Source organism: Achromobacter piechaudii NBRC 102461, from assembly GCF_001571245.1.
Lineage (GTDB): Bacteria > Pseudomonadota > Gammaproteobacteria > Burkholderiales > Burkholderiaceae_B > Achromobacter > Achromobacter piechaudii.
This window is the reverse complement of record NZ_BCTK01000001.1, coordinates 1259663-1273685: the sequence shown is the minus strand read 5'-3', so window position 1 is coordinate 1273685 and position 14023 is coordinate 1259663. Positions and strand designations below refer to the sequence as shown.

At 64.0% G+C, this 14023-nt stretch carries 16 protein-coding genes; 8 read left to right on the top strand and 8 right to left on the bottom strand.

Annotated features, from left to right (window positions below):
• The first annotated feature begins 25 nt into the window (after window positions 1-25).
• The 4 genes from API01S_RS05740 to API01S_RS05725 are packed head-to-tail and all read left to right on the top strand — an operon-like array spanning window position 26 to window position 3604.
• A complete protein-coding gene (locus tag API01S_RS05740; protein WP_061303526.1) occupies window positions 26-1063 on the top strand; it encodes an Ldh family oxidoreductase in 1038 nt (345 codons plus the stop codon).
• Between the two features lie 23 nt (window positions 1064-1086).
• Complete coding sequence (locus API01S_RS05735) at window positions 1087-2076, top strand: Bug family tripartite tricarboxylate transporter substrate binding protein (protein ID WP_167351693.1); 990 nt, start codon at window positions 1087-1089, stop codon at window positions 2074-2076.
• 2 nt (window positions 2077-2078) lie between these two features.
• Window positions 2079-2849: an MBL fold metallo-hydrolase gene (locus API01S_RS05730; protein WP_061303522.1), complete on the top strand. Its 771-nt coding sequence runs from the start codon at window positions 2079-2081 to the stop codon at window positions 2847-2849.
• 17 nt (window positions 2850-2866) lie between these two features.
• Entirely contained in the window at window positions 2867-3604 is a 738-nt protein-coding gene (locus API01S_RS05725) for an ABC transporter substrate-binding protein (RefSeq protein ID WP_061303520.1), read from the top strand.
• Here the strand turns inward: API01S_RS05725 and API01S_RS05720 are convergent.
• The gene (locus tag API01S_RS05720) at window positions 3601-4815 is read right to left on the bottom strand and encodes a GGDEF domain-containing protein (protein ID WP_156329858.1); all 1215 of its coding nucleotides are present in this window, start codon (window positions 4813-4815) and stop codon (window positions 3601-3603) included. The two genes, API01S_RS05725 and API01S_RS05720, sit on opposite strands and share 4 nt — an antisense overlap.
• 287 nt (window positions 4816-5102) lie before the next feature.
• Between API01S_RS05720 and API01S_RS28730 the strand changes: the two genes are divergently transcribed.
• The 4 genes from API01S_RS28730 to arsH all read left to right on the top strand — a co-directional run bounded on the left by API01S_RS28730 (window position 5103) and on the right by arsH (window position 8132).
• A complete protein-coding gene (locus tag API01S_RS28730; protein ID WP_082306007.1) occupies window positions 5103-5429 on the top strand; it encodes an ArsR/SmtB family transcription factor in 327 nt (108 codons plus the stop codon).
• 153 nt (window positions 5430-5582) lie between these two features.
• Entirely contained in the window at window positions 5583-6773 is a 1191-nt protein-coding gene (locus API01S_RS05710; RefSeq protein ID WP_050728772.1) for a nickel/cobalt efflux transporter, read from the top strand.
• Window positions 6774-6884: 111 nt separating this feature from the next.
• Complete coding sequence (gene arsC, locus API01S_RS05705; RefSeq protein ID WP_061303518.1) at window positions 6885-7310, top strand: arsenate reductase (glutaredoxin); 426 nt, start codon at window positions 6885-6887, stop codon at window positions 7308-7310.
• Window positions 7311-7379: 69 nt separating this feature from the next.
• Window positions 7380-8132: an arsenical resistance protein ArsH gene (arsH, locus tag API01S_RS05700; RefSeq protein WP_050728770.1), complete on the top strand. Its 753-nt coding sequence runs from the start codon at window positions 7380-7382 to the stop codon at window positions 8130-8132.
• Window positions 8133-8174: 42 nt separating this feature from the next.
• On the opposite strand, the gene API01S_RS05695 is transcribed toward arsH, so the two are convergent.
• The 7 genes from API01S_RS05695 to API01S_RS05665 form a co-directional block, all read right to left on the bottom strand.
• The gene (locus API01S_RS05695; protein WP_050729261.1) at window positions 8175-9131 is read right to left on the bottom strand and encodes a Bug family tripartite tricarboxylate transporter substrate binding protein; all 957 of its coding nucleotides are present in this window, start codon (window positions 9129-9131) and stop codon (window positions 8175-8177) included.
• A gap of 132 nt (window positions 9132-9263) precedes the next feature.
• On the bottom strand, window positions 9264-10064 hold the full coding sequence (hpaH, locus tag API01S_RS05690) for a 2-oxo-hept-4-ene-1,7-dioate hydratase (RefSeq protein WP_050728769.1): 801 nt from the start codon (window positions 10062-10064) through the stop codon (window positions 9264-9266).
• Between the two features lie 102 nt (window positions 10065-10166).
• Entirely contained in the window at window positions 10167-10586 is a 420-nt protein-coding gene (locus API01S_RS05685) for a nuclear transport factor 2 family protein (RefSeq protein WP_050728768.1), read from the bottom strand.
• 15 nt (window positions 10587-10601) lie between these two features.
• Window positions 10602-11897, bottom strand: coding sequence for an NAD(P)/FAD-dependent oxidoreductase (locus API01S_RS05680; RefSeq protein ID WP_050728767.1), 1296 nt, complete (start codon window positions 11895-11897; stop codon window positions 10602-10604).
• A complete protein-coding gene (locus API01S_RS05675; RefSeq protein WP_006219506.1) occupies window positions 11894-12214 on the bottom strand; it encodes a non-heme iron oxygenase ferredoxin subunit in 321 nt (106 codons plus the stop codon). Before API01S_RS05675 ends, API01S_RS05680 begins: the two co-directional genes overlap by 4 nt.
• Window position 12215: 1 nt before the next feature.
• Window positions 12216-13484, bottom strand: coding sequence for an aromatic ring-hydroxylating dioxygenase subunit alpha (locus tag API01S_RS05670; RefSeq protein WP_006219507.1), 1269 nt, complete (start codon window positions 13482-13484; stop codon window positions 12216-12218).
• Between the two features lie 21 nt (window positions 13485-13505).
• On the bottom strand, window positions 13506-13997 hold the full coding sequence (locus API01S_RS05665) for an aromatic-ring-hydroxylating dioxygenase subunit beta (RefSeq protein WP_050728766.1): 492 nt from the start codon (window positions 13995-13997) through the stop codon (window positions 13506-13508).
• Between the last annotated feature and the right edge of the window lie 26 nt (window positions 13998-14023).

The window sequence follows — 14023 nt, the reverse complement described above, 5'->3', positions numbered from 1 at the left end:
CTCAACTCCTATCGGAAGCATCAGCATGTCCAACACTCGTGACAAAGTCGTCGTCCCGGAAAGCGAACTGAAGAAACTGGGCGTCCAGGCCTTCGAACGGCTGGGCTTGCCGCCCGCCGATGCGGCCGACGTGGTCGAGATCCTGGTGCTGGCCGATCTGTTCGGCCTGTCCACCCACGGCCTGTCGCGCATCGAGTCCTACGGCGAGCGCTTGCAGGTCAAGGGGATCAACGCAGAGGCGAAGATTCAGGTCAGCAGCCCGGCCCCGGCCATCCGCCTGATCGATGGCGACAATGGCGTAGGCCCCCTGGTCGGCATGCATGCGCTGCGTGCGGCGATGGCCGCCGCAAAAGAGAGTGGGGTGGGCATTGCGTTTGCCCGCAACAGCAACCACTTTGGCCCGATCTCTCCGTATGGCCTCTTGGCCGCCGAGGCCGGCTACGCCAGCATCATCGGCAGCAACGCCACCACCACGATCGCACCCTGGGGCGGCACGGACGCCCGCGTGGGCAACAGCCCGATCGGTTTCGGCGTGCCCAACCCGGGCGGCAAACACTTCCTGCTGGACATGGCGATGAGCGTGGTGGCCCGCGCCAAGATCCGCAATGCGCTGAAAGCCGGCACAAGCATTCCGGACAGCTGGGCCACGGACGCGCAGGGCCTGCCGACCACCGATCCCAAACAGGCGCTGGACGGATTCCTGCAACCCATCGGCGGCCACAAGGGCTACGGCCTGGCCCTGATGGTCGATCTGTTTGCCGGCCTGCTGTCCAACGCCGCCTACCTGACCCATGTGAAATCGTGGGTCGATGCCCCCGATCAGCCGCAGAACCTGGGCCATTTCTTCCTGCTGATCGACACACGTCGCCTGGGCTCGGCCAGCTGGTTGGCCGAACGCATGAACGACTTTGCGTCCATCCTGCATGAGAGCCCGCCCGCCGATGCGCAGCGTCCTGTCATTCAACCGGGCGAAATCGAGCTTGCGCGCCTGGCGTCGCAACGCAAAGACGGCATCGCGCTGGACGCCGATGTGCTGGCGCTGTTGAAGCGTCACGCTGAATAAAAGCCGGCATGCAGGAGACAACGATGAAAAATAAAGCAATCCACGCATTCGCTTGGGCGCTGGCAAGCACGGCAATGATGTCCCTGGCTGCCGGATCGGCGTCGGCCGCCGGCTATCCCGACAAGCCCATCCGCATGATCGTGCCCTACGTGGCGGGCGGCGCGGCCGACATCACGGCGCGCGTGATGGCCGCGCACATGACCAAGGACCTGGGCGCCACGGTGGTGGTCGAGAACAAACCCGGCGCCAACGGCATGATCGGCACGGACATGGTGGCCAAGTCCGCGCCCGATGGCTACACCTTGCTGCTGGACGCGAGCGGCCCGCTGGTGGTGAACCCGTCGCTCTACGCCAAGACCCCCTACGATCCCGTCGCCGACTTCGCGCCCATCAGCCAGATCACCAGCTATCAATATGTGTTGGTCGTGCCCGGCCAATCGAAGATCCAAGGCATCCCCGACCTGATCGCGCAAGCCAAGAAGGCTCCCGGCTCGGTGACTTACGGCTCGGCGGGCGTGGGCGCTGGCGGCCATCTGGCGGGCGAGCTGTTTGCGCGCCAGACCGGAACCCAGCTTTCGCATATTCCCTACAAGGGCAACGCGCAGGCGCTGACCGATGTGCTGGGCGGCCAGCTGACGTTCACGTTCGATACGGTGGTGACCGCCACGCCGCATATCCGGTCCGGCAAGCTGCGCGGCTATGCGGTGTCTGGTCCGCGCCGCGCGCCCGGCCTGCCGGAAATTCCGACCTTGCAGGAGCTGGGCTACAAGGACTTCGCCGTCACGCAGTTCCAGGGGCTATTGGCGCCGGCCGGCACGGATCCCGCCATCATCGCGCGGCTGCATCAGGCTGTGCAACGGGCCGCAGGCGATCCGGAAGTCATTCAGAAGCTGGCGACGGAAGGGGGCAACGAGATGGTTGCCGGCACCCCCGAGGCTTTCGCGGCGCTGATCAAAGACGACCTGGGCCGCTATCGAAAGCTGATCAAGGACGCAAACATCAAGGCGGATTGACCATGTACCAGATCGACATACTCATTCAGGGTTATCCGGGCAGGGCAGTGTGCCACGGTGGTTTGGGTTGGAGCACAACAACGCTGCTGCGCCACGGCGGCCACAACATTCTTGTCGACGTCGGCGCATTTGGCGTGCGCCATCTGCTGGGCCAGCAGCTTGCCGCGTGCGGCGTCACGCCCGAGGCGATCACCGACGTGGTCCTGACGCACGCGCACTACGACCATGCCGTCAACTTCACGCTGTTTCCGAACGCCACGGTGTGGATCGGCGCCAAGGAATTGCGCTGGGCGGCAGACCAACCACCCGGCTTCAATCCCTTGCCCGAACTGTATGTGCGCGAATTGACCCGGCTTGAGCGCGTCCGCCAATTGCAGGACGGCGACGTGTTTCTGCCTGCCATGACAGCGATTGCCGCGCCGGGCCATACGCCCGGGCATCTGGTGTTCTACGTGGACGCGGGCGAGCAGACCATTCTGTTCACCGGCGATGCCGCCAAGAACCGCGCTGAACTGCTGTCAGGCACGGTGGCCGATACGGCGGACCGGAACGCCAGCCATGCCAGCGTCGCGCAGATCTGGGAGCTTTGGCGGCGCAAACCCGGCACCTTGCTGGTGCCGGGGCACGACATCGGGATGACGCTCGATGCTGCCGGGCAACCGCAGTACGTAGCCGCGCGCCAGGCCGCCATCAACGCGTGGTTTGGCGACGATCTCACCCCCCAGCGCATCGACTTGTGCTGTACCTCCCATCTGCAACGCATCAGCGTTTGAACCTCAACATCTTGTCTATGAACCTGACTTCCGAACTTATCGCCGCCTTCACGCCGACCGGCCCGATGCGCGCCACCATCAACCTGGGCAATCCCATCCTGGCGCGGCGCGACGCCGAGGGCGCGGCCGCAGGCGTGTCGGTCGACCTTGCCCGGGCCTTCGCAACTCACCTGGGCGTGCCGCTGGAACTGGTTGTGCTTGAGAGCGCCGGCGAGGCCGTCGATATGGTCTCGAACGAGAACGCCGACATCGGCTTTTTTGCCATCGATCCCAAGCGCGCATCCACGATCACGTTCACCGATGCCTATGTCCTGATCGAAGGGGCCTATCTGGTCAAAAACGCTTCGCCCTTGCAGTCCATGGACGAAGTCGACCGCGCCGGCCACCGCGTGACCGTGGGGAAGGGCAGTGCCTACGACCTGTTCCTTAGCCGGGAACTGAAGCACGCCACCATCACGCGCGCGGCCACGTCGCCCACGGTGGTCCAGACTTTTCTAAGCGCAGGCGACGACGTCGCCGCTGGCGTCAAGCAGCAGCTTGAGAAGGACGCGCTGGAACATCCGGGCCTGCGCCTGTTGCCCGGCAGCTTCATGACCATCCGGCAGGCAATGGGCTTGCCGCCCAGCCGAGGGGCGGCGGCGGCAAATGTGCTGCGTGAATTTGTCGAAGAAATGAAGCGCAGTGGCTTTGTTGCCCAGGCGCTGAAACGGCATGGGATCCAAGGCGCGGCGGTTGCGCCGAACATCGGTGTCTAGGGGCCCGTCTGCGCGAGAACCAATTTGGCGCTTTCAGCAGGAATGCTGCTGAAGACATCGGCTGATTCGATTCGATTCCGTCCCGCCGCCTTGCCTCTATACAGCGCAGCGTCGGCGTGCCGAAGCGCTTCCTCCAGATCATGTACGCCATGAAAGGGGGGTGAAATTCCAATGGTGACCGTGCAGCGCAGCGCACCGGCAGAACCCGCCACGTTGATGGCATGGCCTTCAACGCTGGCGCGCAGACGCTCTGCCAAGTGGATGACACGGTCGCCGTCAGCGTCCAGGAAGACAGCCACGAACTCTTCTCCGCCTATACGACCCGTCAAGTCGCCGCGGCGGACCGTGGAGCGGAGTATGTCTGCGACCTGGCATATGACTTCGTCGCCGGCTTGATGCCCATAGGTGTCATTGATGCGCTTGAAATGATCGACATCCAACAGCAGCAGGCGAGCCGGCCCGGCATTTCGGGCGTTGAAAGACTGGGTCAGCGCCTCCAGCAGCCCTCGGCGATTGAGCAGATCCGTCATGGGATCCCGGGCCGCCATATTGCGCAGGCTATCCGTCAGGCGCCGCAGTACGAGCCAGACGATGGAAGGGGGCACAATGGTCGCCAGCGTGGACATGTAGATGTAGAAGATCATTTGAAATCGGCTATCCATGTGCAGCGCATCCAGGCCGCCATCGACGATTTTCAAGAACTTCAACGCGTTCAGAACACAGATGCCGCTAATCAGAAGCGCAAAGAAGAACATCTCTCCGTACAAGTCCTTTGCGAACGTACGAACCCCATAGATCACGGTGAGAGTCATCACAAAGAAAAGCAGGCTGGCCATCGCCGCAAGCATTGCGTAGCGCGCGGTCGGCCCGGCGGTCGATTGCACCACCCATTGGGCAATGCCATAAGCCACGGAAAACAGGATCAACGTCCGCCACAATCGAACCTGACGCCCAAAAAAGCGCATCGCGCCCAGCCAGTAGGCAATCGGCGCGGCCAGCGTGAGGATGTGGTTGACGACGCTCATGACGCTCCACGCAGGGCCGCCTTCGACCAGTTGCAGAATATAGGCACACGCCAGCAGCAGATTGCCCGCGGCGAAGAAATCCATTCCCATCCGGTTGCCGGGCAGACGACGGCTGATTAATAAAAACATGCCCGAAAAGCACAGTAGATGTGCACACAGCATGGCAACGAGGGTGGATGCAACCATAACCTTGACGTGGACAGAGGCGATGACTCCTGCACAGGAGTCCGCTGGACGATGGGGAGCGACATTAACCGGGGAAACCTGGGCGGGGTCAAGTGCAATGAAGAAGTCGGCTTCTGATGAGGTGGATCGCCCAACTGGCGTAATCCGCATAATGTGTATTATGTAAAGTACGAATTATGCGGGTTGCGATGCTTTGGCGACTGACGGCATTCAAATGTCCCCTCTGACCCGCTTCGAGCCGGACCTCTTGATATCAGACAGTTCAATGATCGTTGTATGATCGAATAATGAATGAAGATCAAGCCATCTCGGCGCTAGGCGCTCTTGCCCATCCCCAGCGACTGCGGACTTTCCGCGCGCTCGTTGTGGCAGGCACTCCAGGGTTGCTGCCCAGCGTTCTGGCTGACCAACTCGGCGTGGCGCGTAATACGTTGTCCTTCCATCTGAAGGAACTTGCGCATGCCGGCCTGGTGAGCGTCGAACCGCAGGGACGCAACCTGATCTATCGCGCCGACTTTTCTCAAATGGATGGATTGCTTGGCTACCTGACCGAGCACTGCTGTCAGGGAGCGCTCTGCGAGATCTCCGATCCTGTTGGCCGCGGGACCTGCTGACCAGGAATTCCCGATGAAGCACTTTCCCATCCCTATTGCGAGCGTGTTCGCGCTGATCGGCGCTTGCACCGTCTCAGGGTTCGCGGTTGCCGCTGCGATCTGCCTGTCCGGTTTTCACAAGAGAACACGAGCTACCTCTAAAGGCTTTTCCCCATGCTGTCGTTTCCCGAGCTGATTGCTCAGGGCGCTACCCACGCCTGGCTGTTCATTCCAAGCGCCATCCTGTTGGGCGCCCTGCACGGCCTTGAGCCGGGCCATTCCAAAACAATGATGGCGGCTTTCATCGTGGCCATCCGGGGAACCGTATGGCAGGCGGTGCTGTTGGGCCTGACCGCGACGATCTCGCACACGCTGATCGTGTGGGGCATCGGCCTGGGTGGTATGTACTTATGGCGAGGCGTAGCGGCCGAGGAACTGGAGCCCTACTTTCAACTGGCCTCTGGCGCGATCATCGTGCTGATCGCTGCCTGGATGTTCTGGAGAACCTGGCGCGAGCAGCATGGCGAGGCGCACGGACACTCTCATCATGATCATGACCACGGCGATCACCACCACAACGATCATCACCACAACGATCATCACCACGCTGATCACCACCACGGCGCCGCGCGCCATGAAATCGACACCGGACACGGCCGCGTAGCGCTTGAATTGTTCGAGGACGGCATGCCTGCACGTTGGCGCCTGACCCGTCTTGGAGGGAATGACTGGCAGGCTCAGGAAGTCACGGTCACCACCGAGCGAATCGATGGCCAACAACAAGTGTTCCGGTTCAGGCAGAAGAATGGCTTCCTGGAATCTCTGGAAGAGATACCAGAACCTCATGAATTCATGGCGCGGCTGACCTTGGTCCACGGTGGTCACGCTCATAGTTATGACGTCGCGTTCGTAGAGCCGGATGGCCACCAGCACGACCCCATTCATGAAGAACTGCGCGGCCTGGATGTTGCTGGCGAAGGCTATCAGGACGCGCACCAACTGGCGCATGCCAATGACATTCGGCGGCGCTTTGCGAACCGGAATGTGACCAACTGGCAGATCGCTTTGTTTGGGCTGACGGGCGGGCTTATCCCCTGCCCTGCGGCCATCACGGTGCTGCTGCTTTGCTTGCAGTTGAAGGAATTCACGCTTGGGGCCGTGCTGGTGTTGTGCTTCTCGATCGGGCTGGCCATCACGTTGGTGACGGTCGGGGCAGTCGCGGCGCTTAGCGTGCGGCATGTCACCCGGCGCGCTCCCTGGTTCAGCGTAATCGCCCGGCGGGCGCCCTACCTGTCAAGCGTGCTGATCATCGCGGTCGGCATCTACGTAGGCGTCCACGGCTGGCTTGGGTTGCCTTCCGCGTAGCGCGCGACACGGCTCCGTCCGTTGCTGTTTTATGAACATTCCCGGGCCTGACTTTATTTCAATAGCTGCGCAGGCCACTTCTATCACCCCTAACTCGGAACTTTGCACACCATGAGCAACGTCACCATCTATCACAACCCCAAGTGCGGCACCTCGCGCAACACCTTGGCGCTGATTCGCAATGCAGGCATCGAGCCGCAAGTCATTGAATACCTTAAGACTCCGCCCGACCGCGACACGCTGGTCGACCTGATTTCGCGCGCCGGCCTGTCCGTGCGCGAGGCCATGCGGCAAAAGGAAGCGATCTGTAAGGAGCTGGGCCTGAATGATGAGTCGCTGGACGACGCCGCGTTGATCGACGCGATGCTGGCCAATCCCATTCTGATCAACCGTCCGATTGTCGTGACGCCTGCCGGCGTGCGTTTGTGCCGTCCGTCTGAGCTGGTCCTGGATATTCTGGACGCGCCGCAACTTGGGGCGTTCGTCAAGGAAGACGGCGAAGCCGTGATCGATGAACACGGGCGCCGCGTGCGCTGAGATTTTTTCCATGGAAAGCCGGCCGAACGCGCCGGCTTTTGCTGGATTGCGTAGATAAAGAGAATTGCCATGACGACGTATTGCCCGCCTTCGGACCAGAGCCTTCCCAGCCTGGACGACGCGCTGCTGGATGTGCCCGACCAAGAAAAGCTGGCCCTGACGGGCGGCGCGACGCATCCGCCGCGCATTCTGCTGCTGTATGGCTCGCTGCGCGAGCGCTCATACAGCCGCCTGCTGACCGAGGAAGCCGCGCGCATTCTCACCCGCTTGGGCGCCGAGACCCGCATCTTCGATCCCACGGGCTTGCCGTTGCCGGATGGCGCGCCGGCCGATCATCCCAAGGTGGCGCAGTTGCGCGCCTTGTCGTTGTGGTCCGAGGGACAGGTTTGGTGCAGTCCGGAGCGTCACGGCACGCTGACCGGCGTGTTCAAGAGCCAGATCGATTGGCTGCCGCTGGAAACCGGTAGTGTGCGACCCACGCAGGGTCGCACCTTGGCGGTCATGCAGGTGTCGGGCGGATCGCAATCCTTTAACGCGGTCAACGCCTTGCGCGTGCTGGGCCGGTGGATGCGGATGGTGACGATCCCCAACCAGTCTTCGGTGGCCAAGGCGTTTCAGGAATTCGACGAGGCGGGCCGGATGCGGCCTTCGGCCTATTACGACCGGGTCGTCGACGTGATGGAAGAGCTGGTCAAGTTCACGCTGCTGGTGCGCGACCGCAGCGATTACCTGACCAGCCGCTATAGCGAACGCAAGGGAGTGGCCGAAGAAGCCAAGCGCCTGGCCAGCGCCGCGATGGACCACGAGGCGCTGCCGTCCTGACGGTTTCCCCTTCCCCGCGCGCCCCGCTCCCCTGCCCGTCGCTTAGTCGATCGCCGCGCCTGCCGTTTTCACGACCTTGCCCAGCCGGGTGTATTCCTCGGCGCCGAATTCGGCCAGGGACTGGCGCGACGTCGGCGACGGGATGGCGCCGCGCGATTCCAGCATCTTCTTCACTTCGGGCTGTTGCAGCGTGCGGTTGACGGCGGCGTTCAGCTTGTCCAGCACGGCGGGCGGCGTGCCCTTGGGTGCGTACAGGCCATCCCAGGCGAAGAACTCATAGCCCTTCACGCCAGCTTCGCTCATCGTGGGGATGTCGGGGTTGGACGCGACACGCTGGGGCGTCGTCACTGCCAGCGCGCGCAACTTGCCCGCCGCGATCTGGCCCGACACGTTGGGCATGACGTCGATCAGGAACGAGATGCGGCCGCCCAGCAGGTCCGTCATGGCCGCGCCGCCGCCCTTGTACGGGATGTGCATGACCTTGATGCCCGCCATCTGGTTCAGCAATTCACAGGCCAGGTGCGACGAGGTGCCGTTGCCGGCCGACCCACAGGTCAGTTCGCCGGGCTTCGCTTTGGCGTAGGCCAGCAACTGATCCAGCGTCTTGAAGCGATCATCCGTGCCGTTCACGACCAGCGCCGCCGCGATGACGGTAAAGCGCGAGATCGGCTCGAAGTCGCTGGGCGCGTAGCCCGGCGTCTTGTACAGCCAGTGGTTGGTTGCCTGCGTGCCATTGGTGCCGTAGGACAGCGTGTAGCCGTCCGGATTGGCGCGCGCGGCGATCGAGGTGCCGATGTTGCCGCCCGCGCCGGGGCGGTTCTCCACGATGATGGTCTGGCCCAGTTCGCGCGACAGCGGTTCGGCTACCAGTCGGGCCAGCGTGTCGCCGCCGCCGCCCGCCGCGAACGGTACGACGAGCGTGATGGCGTGGGTCGGCCAGGCAGCCTGTTGCGCCAGGGCCGGGGCGGATGGCAACGCCGCGCAGGCGGCGGCGATCATATAGATCAAGGGGTTGGAAGGTTTCACTGTTTGTCTCCTGTGGGATATCGGGCGCGCCTGCGCTTGGGCTCTAGGAATATCGGGCGCGCTGTTTTGATGCCGGTTTTGAATATTGATGTGCGTGCGGTGGCGTCAGACGAAGCGGCAGCTGACGGAACCGAGCGGACCGTAGTCCACGTGGAAGGTGTCGCCAGCGTCCGCGAAGACGGGGCGCGTGAACGAGCCGCCCAGAATGATCTGGCCGGCTTCCAGGCCCACGCCGTGTTCGCCCAGCTTGTTGGCCAGCCACGCGACGCCATTGGCAGGATGGTTCAACACGCCCGCCGCCAGGCCGGTTTCTTCGATGACGGCGTTGCGCGACATCATCGCGCCCACCCAGCGCAGGTCCATCTCGCCCACGCGCACCGGGCGGCCGCCCATGACCACGCCCGCGTTGGCGGCGTTGTCGGCGATGGTGTCGAACACCTTGCGGGGCCGCTTGGAGTCCGGGTCGATCTGATGCGAGCGCGCATCGATGATTTCCAGCGCGGGAATCACGTAGCGCACCGCGTCCAGCACGTCGAACAGCGTGACGCCAGGGCCTTGCAGCGGGCGGTCAAGAATGAAGGCCAGTTCCACTTCCACGCGCGGCACGATGAAACGGTCGCGGGCAATCTCGGCGCCATCGGCGAACAGCATGTCGTTCAGCAACGCACCGTAGTCCGGTTCGTCGATCTGCGATGACAGTTGCATCGCGCGCGAGGTCAGCCCGATCTTGTGGCCGATCAGGCGGCGGCCCGATGCGATCTTGTGTGCGACCCATTCTCGCTGGATGGCGTAGGCGTCGGCGATGGTGATCTCGGGATGGTCGAGCGACAACTGGCGTATCTGGCGGCGGCTCTGCTCGGCCTCGTCCAGGCGCAGCGCCAATGTTCTTATGGTGTTGGCATCCATGCTTGTCTCCTTGGGGTGCTGCAATCGTGTGGTTTTCTCATCCCGGCCCCTTGCATCATGGCGCGGCCGGCGTTGATTTTTCGGCTATCCGTGTCTTGCGGGTCATTCGGGCGGCAGATGGCGGCGGCTGCTCTTGTCGGCCAGACGCCACCCATCCTGCGTGGCGATCAGCACGTCCTGGCATTCTCGGATCGACACCAGGCGGGGCGCGCCGCCCTGCTCTTGCGGCACGCTGTCGTAGGCCGTCAAAAAATAGCCCACCGTTGCGCACTCGCCGTCGGTCGAGATCAGCCGCAGGTTGGTGATGACATGGCAGGTGCTGCGCTCGGGCGCTCGGGCATTGAGCGCGTCCAGCACCTGCGCCGGGCCGCAAAGCCGGCGCCCTTGCCGCATCCAGACGCCGTCTTCGGCCATCAGCGCGGCGGCGGCGTCGTGGCGGCGGGTGTCCAGCGCATGGAAGAACGTCAGGACCGCCGCTTCGCACGCAGCCTTGATCTCTATGGCTGTTGAAGAATGTTCCATCTTGGGTGGGCTCCGTTATCCGATTTGGGCGCTTGCCAGCGGCACGTCGGGCCGTTGCAGCAATGCCGGGTTCACGACCGCGCGTTGCGCGATCCATTTGCGCAACTGGCGCAAGTCGCGCGGCGCATTGACGGCGACGCCGGCGACCACATGGCCGCCGCTGTCCAGGCCCACCGACAGCAAGGCGCGTGCATCCACTTGCGGGCGCAGCACTTCGCTGGCCGCCAGCGCGGGAAAGCCCACGATCTGCACCATGGCGTCGTACTGCTCGGACCAGACCGCGCCAGTCGGCAGATAAGGCGTGGTCTCGCCCAGCGCGGACAGCGCCGCCGCCGTCCCCTGGTCTTGCGCGTTCTGCCAGGATTCCAGGCGCATCGTGGCGCCGTCGCCGGCAAGCGTGGACACCGCCACGTCGCCCGCCGCATACACGTCGGGCGCGGAGGTCCGGCAATATTGGTCGACCAGCACGCCGCGCTGGCAGGCGATGCCCGCCTCGCGCGCCAGGTCGTCGTTGGCTTGCAGGCCCACGCCCAGCACCACGGCGTCGGCGGCCAGACGCTGGCCATCGCTCAGCTCGGCGACGGGGCGGCACGCGCCCTGCCCGCCCTCGCGTCCATCCTCTGCATCGTCCTCCACCACCGCGCGCAGTCCGACGCCCAGCCGCAGGTCCACGCCTTGCGCCGCATGCAGCGCGGCCAGATGCGCGGACACGGCGGGCAGGACGCTGCGCGCGCACAGGCGTTCGGCCTGTTCCAGCACGGTCACGCGGGTGCCGGCCTGGCGCGCGGTGGCCGCGACTTCCAATCCGATCCAGCCGCCGCCCACGATCACGACGTGCTTGTCCGGACCCAGGCAGGCGCGCAGGCGCAGCGCATCGTCGCGGGTGCGCAGCACGTGCACGCCGGAGGCTGACGACGACCCCGCCGACGACCCCGCCGCGCTCCATGCCACGCCGGGCAATGGCGGCACGATGGGACGGCCGCCCATGCAGAGAATCAGCTTGTCATAGGCCACCGCGCCGCCGTCCGACGTATCGACCGCTTTGTCGGCCAGACGCAAGCGGGTGGCCGACACGCCGGGGCAAAACGCGATGTCCAGCGCGGCCAGCCGTTCAGCGGAAAACAGCTCGGTGCTTTCGGGCGGCGCGTGGCCGCCCAGCACGGCCTTGCTCAAGGGCGGCCGCTCATAGGGAGCATGCGCTTCGTCGCCCAGCAAGACGATGCGACCCGCGTAGCCGCGTTCGCGCAAGGTGGTGGCGGCCCAACCGCCCGCCTGCCCCGCCCCGACGATGACGATCGCGCCTGCGTTCACGGAGTCTGCGCCTTCAGGTAGACGGTGTCCGCCTCGACGCGGACCTCATAGCGGCGCAGGTCGGTCGTGACCGGCGGGCACTGCGGCTTGCCGGTACGGATGTCGAATACGCCCTGATGCAGCGGGCATTCGATCGTGCCGTCTTCCAGATAACCATCGGCCAGGCTGGCGTTGCCGTGCGGGCAGCGGTCCTGCGTGGCGCAGATTTCGTCGGGCAGCTTGTACAGGCAGACGGCTTCGCCTTCGTATACGACGCGCAAGGTGCCGGTGTCGGGCGAAATGTCGCCGACCTGCGCAACGGGCTTCCAGGTGTCCATATCAGAGCCCCATCGCCTTGCGGTAATAGTCGTAGAAGGACCGGATCAGCACTTCGGTCACCATGTAGTCGGCCGGTTCCGTGTCGCGTCCGCCCATCTCGACGATGCCGCGCGCCTCGGGGTAGCCGGTGACGCCGATCTGCACCTGGTTCAGCATTTCGCTGTCGTCCATCGACACGAAGCCGGCCGGGCCCAGCAGGTTGGCGTGCTTCAAGCGCAGCCGGGTCATTTCCTCGTCGTCGTCCTCGTAGCCGTAATAGGTAAAGACCAGCTCGTGCTCGGTCGGACTGCGCGGGATCACGTGGCGGGTCTTGAGCGAATTGGCCTGGATGCCGAATTGCGCGGCCGGGAACACCCAGGCGCCACCCACGCGGCCGCGGTTGAACTCGGCTCGCGGGGTGACGGTTTCCAGGTCCAGCAATTCCAGGTCATCCCGAAACCGGCTCATCTCGGTGGTGGCTTCGGTCTTCTTCTTGCCCTCGTTGTGCGACACCATGACGCTGTGCGCGCCGCCGCCCGTGGGGATGCATTCCGACTTGGAATCCGCGCGCCACAGGCCGAACGTGATGTAGAACGTGTGCAGCAGGGTCGCGTGGTACGGATCCTTCAGGTTTTCCAGGTACATCTTCCAGTTGCTGGGAATCAGCTGGCGGCTGTACCCCAAGAGCTTGAGCGGCTTGCCCGGCAGCATGTGGTCGATTTCGGCCAGCACTTCGGGGCCGCAATAGTCTTCAAAGCTGGGGGCTTCATCGGAAAACGTGGCCCAGATCGAGCCGCCACGGTTCACGCTGCGCAGTTTTCGGATGCCGTTCTGCTTGGGATCGAAGTCGCGCGGCATGCCGCCCTTGCCCATCGCGCCGCGCCGGAACGGAACGCCTTGCAGGTTGCCGTTCAGGTCGTAGTTCCACTGGTGGTACGGGCAGGTGAAGTCGGTGACGCGGCCGGTGTTCTGCCAGCAGATCTGCGCGCCGCGATGCGCGCAGCGGTTCTCCAGCACGTTCACGTCGCCGGTTTCGGTGCGCACCATGATGACCGGGCGGTTGCCGATCCAGTTGCGCTTGTAGCTGCCGGTCTCGGGCACTTCGCATTCCAGGCCCACGTAGTTCCAGGTCTGGCCCGCGAAGAACACGTCCATTTCTTTCTGGAAGATGGCCGGGTCGGTATAGACCCAGTTGGGGATGCGGGTGTAGCCCTCTTTGGGCCAGCGGCGTTCAAGGTGGATGGGCGCCGTGGCAGGCGTGTCCAGCACGGCGGAATCGGAACAGGTCATGGCGGTTTCCTTCAAGCAAATTCAGATGGGCACGATCAGCGAAGTGCGCACGCGGTAGTTGTCGTACACGCAGTCGCGGCGGCTGATCGCCACGCCTTCGGGGGTGACGCGCAGCACGTCCAGGTAGCGGCCGACCATGTTCAAGGTGGGCTCGCGGTCGGACAGCGACTCCATCACGGCGAAGTTGGCTTGCGACACGATGTGGTCGCCCTGCAATTCCATGACACGCACGCCGCTGATGAAATGGCGCAGCGAACGCGGTTCGAACATGGTGGTTTCGCGCAAGGCGGTGACGCGGTCGCGCACCATGTTCTTGTTCATGCAATAGATCAGGCCCAGCGGCAGGCCGGCGTCGTGGTTTTCGCGGGACAGCACGCGGTAGTGGCAGTCTTCGGTGAAGAAGTCGGGCCACTCTTCCAGCTTGCCTTCATCCAGGCAGAAGGCGTAGTCGTCGTAGAAATCCCGCAATTGCGCGCGCAGCGCCGGCGCGTCGGACAGGTCGGTCAAGGTCATGGTCAATCCGGATGTCGTTTTGTGAA